Raw genomic sequence first — 15,290 nt, 5'->3', positions numbered from 1 at the left:
GGATTTTTGGATTGCGGGTTACGGCAAAAAATGCCGGCGGCATTCAGGACAGTAACGGAGACAGCATGAGCGACCTGACGGCTTTTATGGGCGGGCGGCTCTTCGACGGGCATGATTGGCACGACAATGCGGCAATTCTGGTGGAGTTCGGCCATGTCTGCGCCATCCTCCCACGCAGTGAAATCCCGGAAAACGCCGAAAAGATAGACCTGGGCGACGGACTGATCGTGCCGGGGTTCATCGACCTGCAGGTCAATGGCGGCGGCGGGGTTCTATTCAACAATCAGACCGATCTGGCCGGTATCCGGACCATCTGCGAAGCTCATGCCCAGTTTGGCACGACCGCACTGATGCCGACGCTGATCACCGACACTGCAGCGGTGAATGTTGCAGCCATCGCAGCCGGGAATGCAGCCGTTCAGGCGCGCGTTCCTGGGTTTCTTGGTTTGCACCTCGAGGGGCCGCACCTTGCCCTTGCGCGCAAGGGGACGCACGATCCCGCCCTTATTCGCCCCATGGACGAAAGTGACCTCGCGCGGACGGTCGAGGCAGCCCGGACATTGCCCAATCTGATCTGCACGGTCGCCGCGGAAACCGTGACGCCCGATCAGATCGCAACCCTCGTCGAGGCCGGGGCCGTCGTCAGTATCGGACATTCCGATGCCAGCGCCGAAGTGGCGGGCGCCGCCTTCGACGCGGGCGCGAGCATGGTGACGCATCTCTTCAACGCCATGAGCCAGATGGGCAATCGCGAACCCGGCGTCGTCGGCGCGTCGCTGGCCAACGATCGGGTGTTTGCCGGATTGATTGCGGACGGCATCCACGTTCATCCCACCAGCATCGAAATAGCCCATCGGGCCAAGTCAGGCGCCGCCGGCCGGCTGTTCCTCGTCACCGACGCCATGTCGCAGACGGGAACGGATCTGACGGAGATGACGCTGAATGGTCGGAAGATCACTCGCGCGGATGGCGCCCTGCGCCTGGCGGATGGAACACTGGCTGGGGCCGATCTCGACATGATCGACGCGGTGACCTTCATGAACCGGAAGATTGGCGTGCCGCTCGAGGAAGTATTGCGCATGGCGTCGCTCTATCCCGCCGAGGCGCTCGGCATTGAAGAGACTTATGGCCATTTGCGGCCTGGCGCTCTCGCCAGCTTCGTTCACCTCTCGGGCGATATGGACGTTCAATCCACCTGGATTTCCGGCGAGCGCGTCTGGCAGAAATAATGGCCTGGCCCCGCAGAGAATTGTGTGGGGCCAAGCTATATCCATCGAAGTCCTAGCCGCGGCCGATATAGGGCATGGCCGTGGCCATCACGGTCATGAACTGAACATTCGCCGAAAGCGGCAGTCCCGCCATGTAGCGCACGGCTTCCACGACATGGGCAACATCGAAGGTCGGCTCGGGCGCCACCGTTCCATTGGCCTGCAGCGAACCGGCGTTCATGTGGCTGGTCATATCGGTCGCCGCATTGCCGATGTCGATCTGTCCGCAGGCGATGTTGTAGGCCCGGCCATCGAGCGAGATGGCTTTGGTCAGCCCGGTAATCGCATGCTTGGTCGTTGTATATGAGGCCGCCTGCGGCCTGGGGACATAAGCCGAGATCGAGCCATTGTTGATGATCCGCCCGCCCTGTGGTTGTTGCTCGCGCATCATGCGGAATGCCTCGCGGGCGACATAGAAGGCGCCGTTGAGGTTGGTATCGACCATCTCCCGCCAGACCTCTATCTCGATATCGCCAAAGGGGCGGGCGGGGGCAAAGCGGCCTGCATTGTTGAAGACGAGATCGAGGCGGCCGAATTTTTCCTTGAGACCGGCGAACATCCTTGCGACCGAATCCGCGTCGGCGACATCGCAGGTGAGCCCGACAAATCCGTGCGCGTCCGACAATTGCTCGACCAGTTCGCGACGCCGCCCGCAGATCGCCACCTGCCATCCCGATTGTGAAAGGCCGCGTGCCGTGGCCAGCCCGATGCCTGAAGTGCCACCCGTCACAAGTGCGTATCCGCCAGGCGTCATATTGCTTTCTCCCTTATTCCAGCCATGTCGCTGCCATGTGTCGGGCAAAGCCAATCCGGTGTCAAACGGCCCCCGGCATGGGGGCTGCGAAGCCTCGACAGGTCCGAAAAAGCCCGGAAGACGGGGATTCTTAAGCTGGTATTCAGAAGTGTTAACGAAAGGTTTCCAACTGTGTGCTGAATCTGCAACATCCGGTTCGCAACCATATTGTGGCGAGCTTGAATCCGGCTTTGCGTGATTGCGTCCGCATCTTCCATGCGTAGAGTGGGTCTTGCGAATCCATGCATGGGATCGTTTGTCGGTCGCAGCGCGACGGCAACACACTGCACCACGAATAGTGTGGTCGCGTTTCGACAAACCGCTGGGTAACCGGCACCAAAAATGACTGACTTTGGAGGTCAATTAATGAAACTCAAGAGCCTTATCCTCGGTTCTGTCGCCGCCGCTGGTCTCTCGACCGCAGGCTTCGCTGCCGATCTCGGCGTTCTCACCTCGCTGGACGTCTGTGACGCTCTCGGTCTTTCGGGCCTGACCATCTCGTCCGACACCAACTGCCTGCAGATCTCGGGCGAAGTGAAGTACGAATTCATCTGGGGCGACTATGCCGGCACGTTCCCGGGCATGGGCATCCTTGCACAGGCTGGTTCGCGCAACGTTGACGACAACAACGCCGTCGTCGTCGGTGGCTCCACCTTTGACAACGACTGGCGCACGAAGGTCGAGACCTGGCTGAAGTTCGTCGGCACCGCCGACAGCGATTTCGGTCCGGCCAAGGCCACCATCAAGCTCAAGTCCTGGTTCGACCAGGTCGTGACCAACGAAGGCTATGACGCCGCTGGCGTTTATGTTGGCCCGACCGTTGGTGGCGACGCTACCGTGAACGGTGTTGGTTCGAACGGCGCATGGATCATCGACGAGGCTTTCGTCTCGGTCGGCGACACCACCATCATCTCCGCTGGCCGTAAGGGTTCGATCGCGAACCTCGGCGACGACGAGCCCTTCAACTTCCTGGGTCTCTTCAACTCCGACGCAGTTGACAAGGGCGTTCGTTACGCTGGTCAGCACCCGCGCACTGGCAACTATGCCATCCAGGTCGTTTCGGATCTCGGCAACGGCGTGAACGTCGGTGTTGGTCTCGAAAACCTCGGCAACGAAGGCACTGGCGCATTCGGCACCAACCCGGCTGGCTTCTACAACGCCACCACCGGTGCTCAGGCTGCTGGTACCCTCGTCGGCGTCGTGAACTACGCTGGTGAAGGCATCACCGCACACATCACCGGCGTTGCTGGTGGCGTGCTCGACGGTATCGTTGAAGATTGGGGCGTCCATGCTGGCGTCACCGGCACCTTCGACGCATTCAAGGTCCGCGTTGCCGGTGCTTATGGCGCCAACAATGCTTCCGACACCTACTGGAACGTCCTTGGTTCGGCTCAGGCCACCTTCGACATGTTCACCATCGCTCTGTCGGGTGAAGCAACCGGCGGCCAGAACGCTGGCGTTGCTATCCCGAACCAGGCTGGTCTCGGCGGCTCCATCGGTGCAGCAATCACCGAAGGCGTGAGCGTCAACCTCGGCGGTCGTTGGTTCGACGAGAACACCGGCCTTGCAAACGACGAAGGCTACCAGGTCGCTCTCCAGCTCGTGGCTGCTGTCACCGAGACTGTTAAGCTGACCGGTGAAGTCGGTGTCTATGGCACCAACAAGCCAGTTGCTCAGCAGTCCGACTTCTACGGTTCGGCTGAACTCGCATGGGCTCCGGGCGGTGGTTTCACCTCCTCGCTCAAGGGCGAAGCTCACCAGAACGGTGCCTACAAGGTCACCTTCAAGGCTGCCAAGTCCTTCCAGTAATTGGAAGCTTCGGTATTCCGAACGGAAAGGCCCGGCATTTGCCGGGCCTTTCTGCTTTTGGGCCGTGGGATAGATCACGGTCGTGGATCGACGGGATAATCAGGATCGAACCCAACCCATCCGGGACGGACCGATTGGCTCGGCGGACCCCGCGAACTTTCGCTCAAAATTTTGACTTGGCCTGGCGTCTGCCCAAGTTCAGTCTGACTTCTCCGTCCCGATATCGCCGGGCACCAGCGTCAAAGTGCAAAACTCAAAACAGACGGTGCCAAGCTTACTGAGCCTGCGCCTGTCCTCGTGCATTTTTCTTTGTCACCCGCGCGAAATCATCTAGGGTCCGCAAAATTGCGGGATTCTATAGGTTTGGCATGAATAGGCGGCTCCTTACCTGGGCAGCGGGCGGTGTCTTCGTCGCTCTCGGCTCAATCGTTCTTCCGGGTGCCGCTATTGCGCAGAATTCGGTGGTCTCAGTCCCTCCACCCCAAATTTACGAATATTGGCTGAGCATCTCACGGCAAGCGGGTGGCACCCTCGTTTTCGACGGTTACGCCCCTGATGAAGCGACCCGCCAGCGCCTGTCCCAGGTCGACGGTGCCGACACGACCTGGTTGAAACTCGGTGCCGGCGCGCCGGCCCGCTATGACGACATAGCCGCTTTCGGTCTCGGCATTCTTGGACGCCTGAATGAAGGGCGCTTCGCGGTGCGGGGAAACATCGTCTCGATCTCCGGTGTCGCGGCCAATGCCGACGCCTATGCGACAGTGCGCTCCCAGCTTGCGACCGAACTGCCCCAGGGTCTGATCCTTGCCATGGCCGAAATTTCCGCCCCACGGGTGGATCCTTTCGAGTTCTCGGCGAAGCGGTCCGAAGGCGCTGGAGTGACGCTCACGGGTTTCGTGCCGAGCCCCAATCTGGAAACAGCTCTGATGGGCCTGGCCGGGGATGGCGCCGTATCCAGCCTTCGATATGGGTCCGGCGAACCCGTCAATTTTGAAAACGCTGCCCGTCAGGCTCTGGCATTTCTTCCGCAAATGGCCGAAGGCGAGGTGCGATTTGACGGCAGGGCCTGGGTCATTTCCGGCACGCCAGCTTCCGCCGAGGCGGCCAGGTCCATCCAGTCTCAGTTCAGCGAGCGCAAGCTGGCCGAGGCAGGATGGGGCTTGAGCCTGGCGACGCCCGCGCCAATTGCCGTCGCAGAGGCCGTTCCTGCTCCGCCGCAGCCAGCGGCCGAGCCGGTCCAACAGGCGCAGCCTGCGGGGGCGGTCGCCCCGGCGCAGCCGGAAACTGTTCCCTCTGTGCAGCCAAGTGTCCGTCCCAGCTTGTCCCCCGCAGCACAGCGGACCCAATGCGCCGAGCAATTGGCCATCCTGTCGGCTCAGAACGCTATTCTCTTCCGGTCCGGCGCAGCAATACTGGCGGTGGAAGCGGGAACGATGCTCGACCAGATCGCCGCCACACTGCAAAATTGTCCCGAGATCATGGTCAATATCGAAGGACATACTGACAGCGACGGCGAAGCGCGCGCCAATCTGGCTTTGTCCGTAGCGAGGGCTGAAGCCGTGGCCAACGCTCTTGTCGAGCGCGGCATTGTCTCCGATCGGCTTTACGTCCTTGGATTTGGCGAGGCGCAGCCCATCTCGGACAATGCTACGCAGGCCGGAAAGGCGCAGAACCGGCGCATCGTGGTTTCGGTCAGGGACTGATCCCGACCGAACCGTCAGGCAGCCTTGCCGCGCCGGCCCGATGCCAGATGCGAGATAAACCGCGCAATGGCCGCGATCTCCTCGGGTTGGTCGAACAGGGCAGGGGAGCCCTGACCGGCAATGGTGTATGCGATCGCGTCCGGGCGTCTTCGCACCATCTCTTCGAAAGTCTCGCGCCGCAATTGATCGGTGAGGTGCGTCCTCAGGATCATAAGCGGCGCAATGGATAGAGCGTCGTAGAACGGCCATTGCGGTGCCAGGACATCATCGAAATTGATCGCAGCCAGCGGGGCGAGAAGGCGACGATCATAAAGGGGCTGGGCGCGCCCTCGCTTGTCGAGATGGTGGCTCCGCAGGGCCAGGCGATCCAGGGCCTCGTCGCTTAGCCCCGGATAATCGCCCCCCAGCATCCGGCGAAACCCCGCTGTGACAAGCTTGAGGCCTCGCAGGCTTTCGATATGTGCGAGATTGTTGCGTAGCCGTACGATCCCCCGCGAATCGACGACAGGTCCGGCATCGAGCAATATCGTGCCTGCAACCAATAGTGGGTGCGCCGCCGTCAGTGCCATCGCGACCTGACCGCCATGGCCTTGACCAAGGAAAATGGCGCGGGGGACGCCGAGCGCGGCGAGCCCGTCGGCAACATCCCTGGCGTCGGCGAGCGAGCTATAGTCGGATGCGGCAAGGCGATCGTCGGCGCGACCGCGACCGGGCAGATCGATCAGCAAAGTCGGCCATCCGCCCATTTCTGCGCGACGGAAATAAGCCAGAAAATCGGAGAAATCGCTCATGTTGCGATTGAGCCCGGCCAGACACACCAAGGGTGGGCGCGGATCGGAGAGCGAGCCGGATATATGCACGGCCATGCGCACAAGCGGGTTGCGCGTTTCTATGAACGCAACATGCAGATTGGCGAAGGGCGGGTGGTCCGACGGTACGCTTCGGCTCTTGCGCAAAACTCTCTCCAATCGTTCCCGTCGGGCCCGCCCATGTGGCCCCAGCGAAGGGGCTCGTTCAAGCCTTTTGCGGCGCGATGCACAGTTGCGGGCAAGTGGGCAGAGTTTGTCGCCATCTGCCTTGTGATGGGCAAAAGTTGAAAGTATGGTGCGCCTCTCTCAAGGGCTCGGCCCGGACATCCAACTCTTCGCCGACCCCAGGCTCGGCATAAACCAGGGAATACCGACAAAATGCTGCGTGGCTCAATTCCGGCTCTCATCACTCCCATGCGCGATGGGGCCGTTGATGAGAAAGCCTTTGCCCGCTTTGTCGAATGGCAAATCGAACAGGGTTCGCACGGCCTGGTGCCGGTCGGCACCACGGGGGAAAGCCCCACGGTCAGCCACGAAGAGCACAATCGCGTCGTCGATATCTGCGTGGAAGTCGCCAATGGCCGCGTCCCGGTTCTGGCCGGCGCCGGCTCCAACGCCACCGCGGAAGCCATCTCCCTCGCCCAGCACGCCGAAAAGTCGGGTGCCGACGCCGTCCTGTCGGTCGTGCCCTATTACAACAAGCCCAGCCAGGAAGGCCTGTTCCAGCATTTTTCTGCCGTGGCGCGCTCGGTGGGGATCCCGGTCATTCTCTATTCCGTGCCCGGCCGCACAGTGGCTGACCTGACGGTGGACACGATTGCGCGCCTCCACGAGGCACATTCCAACATCATCGGCGTCAAGGATGCGACGGCCGACCTGGGCCGCGCCAGCCTTCAGCGCGCCAAGCTTGGCACCGATTTCATCTTGCTCTCGGGTGAGGACATCACGGCACTGGGCTTTAATGCCCATGGCGGCAATGGCTGCATTTCGGTCACTGCCAATGTGGCGCCCAAGCTCTGCTCGCAATTGCAGGAGCTCTCGCTGGCGGGCGATTTCAAGGGCGCGCTCGCCATCCAGGACAAGCTGGTGCATCTGCATAAGGCCGTCTTCGTTGAGCCCAGCCCGGCGCCAGCAAAATATGGCGCGAGCAAGCTCGGCTTCTGCGCCAATGAGGTGCGCCTGCCGATCGTCCCAGCAACGTCCGCCGGCGAAGAAGCCATGGACTTTGCAATGCGTCACGCCGGACTTATCTAAGGCCCATGGCTCAGAAGAACGACAAGAACAAATCAAAGAGCGGTCTCATCAGTCACGGCCTAGTGGCTGAGAACCGTCGTGCGCGTTTCGACTACGAAATCGGCGACACGATCGAGGCCGGCGTCGTTCTCACGGGCACCGAGGTCAAGTCTCTGCGCCTCGGCAAAGCCCAGATCACCGAGGCCTATGCTTCCCCTGAGAAGGGTGAGCTCTGGCTGATCAACGCCCATATTCCTGAATATCTGCAGGCCAACCGCTTCAACCATCTGGAACGGCGCCCGCGGAAATTGCTGGTGAGCAAGAAACAGCTTGCCCATCTCGATGCCGAAGTCTCGCGAGCCGGCAATACCATCGTGCCGTTGAAACTGTTCTTCAACGACCAGGGCAAGGCCAAGCTTCTGATCGGCCTGGGCAAGGGCAAGAAGAATTATGACAAGCGCGCCACCAGCCGCGATCGGGACTGGAACCGCGACAAGGCGCGCATCATGAAGGAAGGTGGGCGCGGATAGGCTTCCGCGCTAGGCGTCCGGATTGACCGGACGAGTGACCTGGGGCCGGCCCACGGTCTTGGCAAGGTCGACGACATCGAGGAAGAAGTCCGCCTGGCGGCGCAGATCGTCCGAAATCATGGGGGTAGAGGTGGTCAGGGTGGAGACCACGGTCACGCGCTTGCCCTTGCGCTGCAGTGCGGCCACGAGGGCAGTGAAATCGCCATCACCGGAAAACAGAATCAGGTGATCGTAAAAGGCTGAAAGTTCGAGCGCATCCACGGTGAGCTCGATGTCCATGTTTCCCTTCACCTTGCGGCGGCCAAGAGCGTCGGTGAACTCCTTGGCGGGCTTGGTGACCACGGTGTAGCCGTTATAATCCAGCCAGTCGATCAGCGGCCGGATGGAAGAATATTCCTGATCTTCCACCAGGGCGGTATAGTAATTAGCCCGCAACAGATAGGCGCGAGCGCCGAACTCGGTGAGAAGTTTCCGATAGTCTATATCGATCCCGACTGCTTTAGACGTGGCATATAAATTGGCCCCATCAATAAAAAGCGCAATCTTCTCGCGAGGATCAATTCCCATACTAACAAACGCTCCAATGAACAGCGCGAATTCTGTCTGGTTGCGAACAATTTTGCAAGAGGGCGTCGTGGGGCCGAATAAGTTCACGGCCAGACTTTAATCTTCGGCCGCTCTTCGCATATTTCCATGGAGGCGGCAAGGCAGGGTGGGGCGCCCGCACGGTCACCAAACTTGTCATCCCCCGCCGCATGGTGTATGGCCAACATTCGTTCCGCAAATTATTGGAGACGTTCGTGGCACGCGTCACCGTTGAAGACTGCATTGAGAAGGTCGAGAATCGTTTTGACCTCGTCCTCATGGCCGCTCATCGCGCGCGCATGATTTCCTCCGGCGCCCAGATCACTGTAGCGCGTGACAACGACAAAAATCCCGTCGTTGCCCTGCGTGAGATCGGTGATGGCACCATTTCGCCTGAAGATTTGCACGAGGACCTGATCCACTCGATGCAGAAATATGTCGAAGTCGACGAGCCCGAGAGCCACGCCGCTCCCTTGCTCGATGGCTCCGGCGACGACGACTCGATCAATTTCGACACGATCAGCGAAGAAGAACTGCTTCGCGGTATCGAGAGCCTGGCTCCGCCAGAGCGTCGCGACGACTGATTGGTTCCCGCCGGTGCCCCTGCTGACGGCAGGCGGTCGAAGGCGAGAAATCCCAAAGTCCAAAACACTCCACCCCCGGACCATTCCGGGGGTGTTTTTGTGTTGGATGAACAATCTCTTGGCGCGCGACCCTTCCCATTTCCAATCGACGCGCTAAGTATGGAGACAGAGCGAGAGCAGCCACCTCCATGATGCGTCAGTACGAACTCGTCGAACGTGTTCAGGCTTACAACCCGAACGCCGACGAACAATTGTTGAACAAGGCCTATGTGTACGCCATGCAGAAGCATGGTTCGCAAAAGCGTGCCTCTGGCGACCCCTATTTCAATCATCCCCTAGAAGTGGCGGCGATCCTGACCGAGCTCAAGCTCGATGACGCTTCGGTTGCCGTTGGCCTGCTGCACGACACGATCGAAGATACCGACGCGACCCGCGCCGAGATCGATCAGCTTTTCGGCGGCGAGATCGGCAAGATCGTCGATGGCCTGACCAAGATCGATCGGCTGAACCTTGTCAGCCGCGAGGAGGCCCAGGCAGAGAACCTGCGCAAATTGCTGCTTGCCGTCAGCCAGGACGTGCGCGTCCTCTTGGTCAAGCTGGCCGACCGGCTGCACAATATGCGCACGCTGCAATATATGCGGCCGGACAAGCAGGTCCGCATTGCGCAGGAAACCATGGATATCTATGCCCCGCTCGCGGGCCGCATGGGTATGCAGGATATGCGCAACGAGCTGGAGGATCTGTCCTTTCGGATCCTGCACCCCGAGCAATACGCGGCCATTGTCGAGCGCCTCGAGCAATTGCAGGCCGACAATCGCGAAGCCATCGAGACCATTACGCGTGAGCTGACCGAACGTCTTGGCGCCGAGGGCATCAAGACGCGGGTGAAGGCGCGGGTGAAATCGCCCTATTCGATCTTTTCCAAGATCGAGCGCAAATCCATCGCCCTAGAGCAATTGTCAGACATGATCGGCTTCCGGGTCATCGTGGAGTCGGTGGAGCAATGCTACCGCACCGTGGGACTGATCCACACGACCTGGAAGGTCGTCCCCGGGCGGTTCAAGGACTATATCTCGGTCCCCAAGCACAATGATTATCGCTCGATCCATACCACGATCGTGGGTCCCAGCCGCCAGCGCGTCGAGCTGCAGATCCGCACCGAGGAAATGGACCAGATCGCCGAATTCGGCATTGCGGCCCATGCCCTCTACAAGGACGGCGCATCGGCCAATCTGACCCGCATCGAGAACGAGTCCCAGGCCTATGGCTCGCTTCGGCAGACCATCAGCCATCTCATTTCCGGGATCTCGGCCGAAGATTTTCTGGAATATACCAAGCTTGAGCTGTTCCAGGACCAGGTGTTCTGCTTTACGCCCCGTGGGCGGCTGATCGCCCTGCCGCGCGGCGCGACCCCGATCGATTTCGCCTACGCGCTGCACACCGATATCGGGGACACCTGCGTCGGCGCCAAGATCAACGGCCTCATCCTGCCGCTGGTGACGCAATTGCGTTCGGGCGACGAAGTGGAAATCCTGCGCGACCAGAACCATCGCCCGCCCTCCAACTGGATCGGCATTGCGGCAACCGGCAAGGCGCGGGCGGCCATCCGCCGAGCGGTGCGTCTCGCCGCCACGCAGCGCGCGCACGCCCTTGGTGAGCATGTGCTCAACATGATGCTGGAGCGCGAGGGCGTCATGCTCGACGAGGCCGAGGCCAAGACGCTTGCCGAAGAACTCCACATCGGCAATCGCCGGGATCTGCTTATCGCGCTGGGCGAAGGCAAGGTGGGCAGCGAGGATCTTGGCAATGCCCTCGCTAAGGTAAAGGGCATTCGCAAGCGTCGCCGCAAGCTCGACCTGCCTGTCGCTGATACCGCCGATGGCTGGTTTGCGCTCCGCGCGACCGAGCTCTTCAAATTCCGTGTGCCCGGTGGCCAGCATGGCGGGCCCGCCGCCAAGGCCGCGTTGGCACAGCTTGATTTCCATACCCCTGTTCGCATCACGGGGGAGGGTGTCGTCCCGGGGGATCGTCTCGTCGGCATTCTCCAGCCGGACGCGCCGATCGTCGTCTATCCCATCCATTCCGAAGTGCTTGCCCAGATGCATGACAAGGACGTGGCCTGGGTGGATGTGCGCTGGGACCTGACAGGCGAGGAAGACCGCCTCTTTGCCAATGTGATTTCGATGGAATCACTGAACAAGCCGGGATCGCTGGCGCAGATTTCTTCGGCCATCGCCGCGTGCGACGCCAACATCAACAATCTGGTGATGCGGATGATTTCGCCCGACTTCCACCAGATGATCTTTGAAATCGAAGTGCGCGATCTTGCGCAACTCACCGATGTTCTGGCAACGCTCAAGCGCAGCCCGGGCCTATCCGCCGTCCAGCGGGCCGGCGCCCGCGAAGCGGGCATGATTTCGACCCTCGAGTGGGACGGCAATGTCGACAGGAGTGCGCGTGATGACGAAAGATGAAGTCCTCGATATTTTCCGCCAGTGCGGGGCCATGCTGGAGGGGCATTTCATCCTGTCCTCGGGGCTGCGCTCTCCCGTCTTCCTGCAGAAGGCGAAAGTCTTCCAATATGCCGAGCACACGGAAACCCTCTGCAAGGCTCTCGCCGCGAAAATCCGCGACGAGGGTTTCGGTGACGTCACGAAAGTCGTGTCCCCGGCCATCGGCGGCATAATCCCCGGCTATGAGACGTCGCGTCATCTCGGCGTTCCCGCCCTTTATACCGAGCGCGTCGACGGCCAGTTCGAACTTCGCCGCGGCTTCGAGATCGAGCCGGGTGACAAGGTCATCGTCGTCGAGGATATCGTCTCGACCGGCCTCTCGATCCGCGAATGCGTCGATGCCCTGCGCAAGATCGGCGCCAATGTCGTGGCTGCGGCCTGCCTGATCGATCGCTCCGCCGGTGAAGCCGATGTGGGCGTTCCCCTCGTCAGCCTTATCCAGTATAAGGTGCCAGCCTATCCCGCCGACCAATTGCCGCCCAAACTGGCGGCATTGCCGGCGGTAAAGCCGGGCAGCCGGGGTATTCAGGGCGTCAAATGATCATTGGGCTAGGTTCCGATCTCATCCAGATTCATCGCGTGAGCGAGGTGCTCGACAAACATGGCGAGCGCTTCACCAATCGTTGTTTCACCGAGATCGAGCGCCGGAAGTCCGATCGCCGCGCCCAGCGGGCGGCCTCCTACGCCAAGCGGTTCGCTGCCAAGGAGGCCTGCTCGAAGGCGCTTGGCACCGGCCTTAGTTTTGGCGTTTATTGGCGAGACATGGGCGTTGTGAACCTGCCGTCAGGCAAGCCCACAATGCATTTGACCAATGGGGCCTTGCGGGCGCTGCAGCGGCTTGTGCCGCCTGACCACGAGCCCCATATCCACCTGACGATCACCGACGATGCCGGGCTTGCCCAGGCCTTCGTCATCATCGAAGCGCTACCCAGAACCGTTGACCCCGCTTCGGCAACGCTCTAACGCTTCCGCATTGCCGTTTCGGGGACGAAGATGACCCAATCTGCCGACAAGACCACCAGGAAAACCGCCTCCAACGAGTGGTGGGATACATGTGTGGTCGTGGTGGAAGCGCTGCTGATTGCCATCGTCCTGCGCTTTTTCCTGTTCCAGCCTTTCTCCATCCCGACTGCCTCGATGCAGCAGACGCTGATGATCGGCGACTATTTCGTCGCGAACAAATTTGTCTGGGGCTACGGAAAGCATTCGTTCTCGCTGGGCCGGTATGGAAATTTCAGCGCGCTGGATTTCGAGCTGCCCATCTCCAACCGTATCCTGGGCCGTGACCCCAATCGCGGCGACATCGCCGTGTTCCGGCCGGTGCCGCAGGACATCGAATACATCAAGCGCATTGTCGGCCTGCCCGGTGACCGCATCCAGGTGACCAATGGCCGGCTGATCATCAACGGCACCATGGTTGAGCGCGAGGAAATCGGCAAGACGATGGACGTCGACAGCAATGGCGATGCCCGTGAAGTGACGGTCTACCGCGAGACCTTCCCCGAAGGGACGACGCACATCATCCAGGAAATCGGTGACAACCTGCCGCTCGACAATACGCCGGAATATGTCGTGCCCGCTGGCCATTACTTCATGATGGGTGACAATCGAGACCGCTCTGCCGATAGCCGTGTGCTGAGCCAGGTGGGCTATGTGCCCGCGATCAACCTCATCGCCAAGGCAGAGGCGCGCTTCTTCTCGATCAAGGACAATCTGCCGCCCTGGCAGATCTGGCAGTGGCCGGCCAATGTTCGCTGGGATCGCATGTTCCAGTATGTCGACACCGACCAGCCGTATGACACGACGGCGACGCCGTGAGTCGCCGCAGCAATGGACATGAAAAGCTCCAGTTCCGGCTCGGCTACCGATTTGCCGATCCGGACCTGTTGGAGCGGGCGCTCAGCCATTCCAGCGCCATTTCACCCGGCAAACGCGTCGAACGCTCCTATCAGCGGCTGGAATTCCTGGGCGACCGGGTTTTGGGTCTCGTCGTCGCAGACATGCTCTATCGGCGCTTTCCCAAAGCCAATGAGGGCGAGCTGAGCCGCACGCTCAACTCTCTGGTGCGCAAGGAAACTTGCGCCATCATCGCGCGCCAGCTGGACCTTGGCCCGGAGATGATCCTGGGCGATAGCGAAGCGCGCACGGGCGGGGCCGAAAAGGAAGCGATCCTGGGCGACGTGACCGAAGCGATCATCGGCGCCATCTATCTCGATGGCGGCATGGGCAAGGCCTATGAATTCGTCGAGCGTCACTTCGAGGAATTCATCGCCGATGGCCAGACCCATCGCGCCGATGCCAAGACCACATTGCAGGAATGGGCCCAGGCCAAGGGTCTCGAACCGCCGAACTACGAATTGGTGGAGCGGACCGGGCCCGATCACGCGCCCGAATTTACCATTGCCATCGATTTGGCCGGATATGGGCGCGTTGCCGCCACCGGCCCCTCCAAGAAGATCGCCGAGCACAAGGCGGCCCAGGAATTTCTGGTCCAGCAGAATGTCTGGAAGGAACAAAAATGACCGAACCCGCCGATCTCACGAACACATCCTGCGGCTTCATCGCGCTTGTCGGTGCCCCGAACGCCGGCAAGTCGACCCTGCTCAACGCGCTGGTTGGCACCAAGGTCTCCATCGTCACGCACAAGGCTCAGACGACGCGAAGCCAGGTCCGCGGCGTGCTGACGCTCGACACGGCGCAATTGGTGTTCGTCGATACGCCCGGCATTTTTGCGCCCAAGCGCCGGCTTGAGCGTGCCATGGTGGACAATGCCTGGGGTGGGGCAGGGGACGCGGACATCGTCGCGTTCATTCTCGACGTCGGTCGCGGTATTGCGCCCGATATCGAGCTCTTGCTCGAAGGGCTCGAGAATATCCGCCAGCCCAAGGTTCTGATCCTCAACAAGATCGACACCGTCAAACACGAGAGCCTGCTGGCACTGTCGCAGACGCTCAACGAACGCACGCGCTTCGAGGCGACCTTCATGCTGTCGGCTCTCAAGGGCAATGGCGTCCAGGATTTCATCGACTGGTGCGTAAAACACATTCCGCCGGGGCCATGGCACTTCCCGGAAGATCACCTGACCGATCTCACGATGGCGATTACCGCCGCCGAAATTACGCGCGAAAAACTGTTCCTGCGCGTGCACGACGAAATTCCCTACAATTCCACGGTGGAAACCGAGAGCTTCAAAATCCAGAAGGACGGCTCCTACAAGATCGACCAGGTGGTCTATGTCACGCGCGACAGCCACAAGAAGATCGTGCTGGGCGCGGGCGGCCAGACCATCAAGGCCATTGGCGCCGAAGCGCGCAAGGAGCTGATGGGGATGTACGACGTGCCGATCCATCTCTTCCTCTTCGTCAAGGTCCGGGAGAAATGGGCTGACGATCCGGAGCGCTATCAGGAAATGGGGCTCGATTTCCCACACGAGAAGAAATGAGGTCGCGCCCCGGTGTGTTAT

General features: G+C 60.8%; 15 protein-coding genes. 12 read left to right on the top strand and 3 right to left on the bottom strand.

Annotation, left to right across the window (positions count from 1 at the left end):
• Positions 1 to 65: 65 nt before the first annotated feature.
• The gene (nagA, locus tag N0P34_RS14215) at positions 66 to 1,229 is read left to right on the top strand and encodes an N-acetylglucosamine-6-phosphate deacetylase (RefSeq protein ID WP_275603882.1); all 1,164 of its coding nucleotides are present in this window, start codon (positions 66 to 68) and stop codon (positions 1,227 to 1,229) included.
• Positions 1,230 to 1,281: 52 nt separating this feature from the next.
• Here the strand turns inward: nagA and N0P34_RS14210 are convergent, their stop codons facing one another.
• A complete protein-coding gene (locus tag N0P34_RS14210; protein WP_275603881.1) occupies positions 1,282 to 2,022 on the bottom strand; it encodes an SDR family oxidoreductase in 741 nt (246 codons plus the stop codon).
• A 405-nt stretch (positions 2,023 to 2,427) separates the two neighbouring features.
• Between N0P34_RS14210 and N0P34_RS14205 the strand changes: the two genes are divergently transcribed.
• Together N0P34_RS14205 and N0P34_RS14200 are read left to right on the top strand one after the other, a co-directional pair.
• Positions 2,428 to 3,870, top strand: coding sequence for a hypothetical protein (locus tag N0P34_RS14205; protein WP_275603880.1), 1,443 nt, complete (start codon positions 2,428 to 2,430; stop codon positions 3,868 to 3,870).
• Positions 3,871 to 4,238: 368 nt separating this feature from the next.
• Positions 4,239 to 5,573 carry an OmpA family protein gene (locus N0P34_RS14200; protein ID WP_275603879.1) on the top strand — a complete coding sequence of 445 codons (1,335 nt, stop codon included), beginning with the start codon at positions 4,239 to 4,241 and terminating at the stop codon, positions 5,571 to 5,573.
• Positions 5,574 to 5,587: 14 nt separating this feature from the next.
• Here N0P34_RS14200 and N0P34_RS14195 read toward each other — a convergent pair whose 3' ends face one another.
• Complete coding sequence (locus N0P34_RS14195; protein ID WP_275603878.1) at positions 5,588 to 6,529, bottom strand: alpha/beta hydrolase; 942 nt, start codon at positions 6,527 to 6,529, stop codon at positions 5,588 to 5,590.
• 231 nt (positions 6,530 to 6,760) lie between these two features.
• Between N0P34_RS14195 and dapA the strand changes: the two genes are divergently transcribed.
• Positions 6,761 to 7,636 carry a 4-hydroxy-tetrahydrodipicolinate synthase gene (gene dapA / locus N0P34_RS14190; protein WP_275603877.1) on the top strand — a complete coding sequence of 292 codons (876 nt, stop codon included), beginning with the start codon at positions 6,761 to 6,763 and terminating at the stop codon, positions 7,634 to 7,636.
• 5 nt (positions 7,637 to 7,641) lie between these two features.
• Complete coding sequence (gene smpB, locus N0P34_RS14185) at positions 7,642 to 8,145, top strand: SsrA-binding protein SmpB (protein WP_275603876.1); 504 nt, start codon at positions 7,642 to 7,644, stop codon at positions 8,143 to 8,145.
• A 9-nt stretch (positions 8,146 to 8,154) separates the two neighbouring features.
• Here smpB and N0P34_RS14180 read toward each other — a convergent pair whose 3' ends face one another.
• Positions 8,155 to 8,712, bottom strand: a complete 558-nt coding sequence (locus N0P34_RS14180) for an NYN domain-containing protein (protein WP_275603875.1) — start codon at positions 8,710 to 8,712, stop codon at positions 8,155 to 8,157.
• A gap of 233 nt (positions 8,713 to 8,945) precedes the next feature.
• Between N0P34_RS14180 and rpoZ the strand changes: the two genes are divergently transcribed.
• From rpoZ to era, 7 genes are all read left to right on the top strand, one after another.
• Complete coding sequence (gene rpoZ / locus N0P34_RS14175; protein ID WP_275603874.1) at positions 8,946 to 9,314, top strand: DNA-directed RNA polymerase subunit omega; 369 nt, start codon at positions 8,946 to 8,948, stop codon at positions 9,312 to 9,314.
• Between the two features lie 188 nt (positions 9,315 to 9,502).
• The gene (locus N0P34_RS14170) at positions 9,503 to 11,788 is read left to right on the top strand and encodes a bifunctional (p)ppGpp synthetase/guanosine-3',5'-bis(diphosphate) 3'-pyrophosphohydrolase (RefSeq protein WP_275603873.1); all 2,286 of its coding nucleotides are present in this window, start codon (positions 9,503 to 9,505) and stop codon (positions 11,786 to 11,788) included.
• On the top strand, positions 11,775 to 12,368 hold the full coding sequence (gene pyrE / locus N0P34_RS14165; protein WP_275603872.1) for an orotate phosphoribosyltransferase: 594 nt from the start codon (positions 11,775 to 11,777) through the stop codon (positions 12,366 to 12,368). The genes N0P34_RS14170 and pyrE overlap by 14 nt, the downstream gene beginning before the upstream one ends.
• Positions 12,365 to 12,790, top strand: a complete 426-nt coding sequence (acpS, locus tag N0P34_RS14160; RefSeq protein ID WP_275603871.1) for a holo-ACP synthase — start codon at positions 12,365 to 12,367, stop codon at positions 12,788 to 12,790. The genes pyrE and acpS overlap by 4 nt, the downstream gene beginning before the upstream one ends.
• 30 nt (positions 12,791 to 12,820) lie before the next feature.
• On the top strand, positions 12,821 to 13,645 hold the full coding sequence (gene lepB / locus N0P34_RS14155) for a signal peptidase I (RefSeq protein ID WP_275603870.1): 825 nt from the start codon (positions 12,821 to 12,823) through the stop codon (positions 13,643 to 13,645).
• A complete protein-coding gene (gene rnc / locus N0P34_RS14150) occupies positions 13,642 to 14,349 on the top strand; it encodes a ribonuclease III (protein WP_275603869.1) in 708 nt (235 codons plus the stop codon). Before lepB ends, rnc begins: the two co-directional genes overlap by 4 nt.
• Positions 14,346 to 15,269: a GTPase Era gene (era, locus tag N0P34_RS14145; protein WP_275603868.1), complete on the top strand. Its 924-nt coding sequence runs from the start codon at positions 14,346 to 14,348 to the stop codon at positions 15,267 to 15,269. Before rnc ends, era begins: the two co-directional genes overlap by 4 nt.
• Positions 15,270 to 15,290 lie beyond the last annotated feature (21 nt).

Source organism: Devosia sp. FJ2-5-3 (genome assembly GCF_029201545.1).
In the GTDB taxonomy this organism is placed as follows: Bacteria; Pseudomonadota; Alphaproteobacteria; order Rhizobiales; family Devosiaceae; genus Devosia.
The sequence above is the reverse complement of the archived record's forward strand: the minus strand, read 5'-3'. Positions and strand labels throughout refer to the sequence as shown.

What these genes read in the sequence shown, in the direction of transcription:
- dapA (WP_275603877.1), top strand. Translation starts at nt 6,761, where the DNA reads ATGCTGCGTGGCTCAATTCCGGCTCTCATCACTCCCATGCGCGATGGG.
- era (WP_275603868.1), top strand. Translation starts at nt 14,346, where the DNA reads ATGACCGAACCCGCCGATCTCACGAACACATCCTGCGGCTTCATCGCG.
- smpB (WP_275603876.1), top strand. Translation starts at nt 7,642, where the DNA reads ATGGCTCAGAAGAACGACAAGAACAAATCAAAGAGCGGTCTCATCAGT.
- lepB (WP_275603870.1), top strand. Translation starts at nt 12,821, where the DNA reads ATGACCCAATCTGCCGACAAGACCACCAGGAAAACCGCCTCCAACGAG.
- N0P34_RS14210 (WP_275603881.1), bottom strand. Translation starts at nt 2,022, where the DNA reads ATGACGCCTGGCGGATACGCACTTGTGACGGGTGGCACTTCAGGCATC.
- acpS (WP_275603871.1), top strand. Translation starts at nt 12,365, where the DNA reads ATGATCATTGGGCTAGGTTCCGATCTCATCCAGATTCATCGCGTGAGC.
- N0P34_RS14180 (WP_275603875.1), bottom strand. Translation starts at nt 8,712, where the DNA reads ATGGGAATTGATCCTCGCGAGAAGATTGCGCTTTTTATTGATGGGGCC.
- N0P34_RS14200 (WP_275603879.1), top strand. Translation starts at nt 4,239, where the DNA reads ATGAATAGGCGGCTCCTTACCTGGGCAGCGGGCGGTGTCTTCGTCGCT.
- nagA (WP_275603882.1), top strand. Translation starts at nt 66, where the DNA reads ATGAGCGACCTGACGGCTTTTATGGGCGGGCGGCTCTTCGACGGGCAT.
- pyrE (WP_275603872.1), top strand. Translation starts at nt 11,775, where the DNA reads ATGACGAAAGATGAAGTCCTCGATATTTTCCGCCAGTGCGGGGCCATG.
- N0P34_RS14170 (WP_275603873.1), top strand. Translation starts at nt 9,503, where the DNA reads ATGATGCGTCAGTACGAACTCGTCGAACGTGTTCAGGCTTACAACCCG.
- N0P34_RS14205 (WP_275603880.1), top strand. Translation starts at nt 2,428, where the DNA reads ATGAAACTCAAGAGCCTTATCCTCGGTTCTGTCGCCGCCGCTGGTCTC.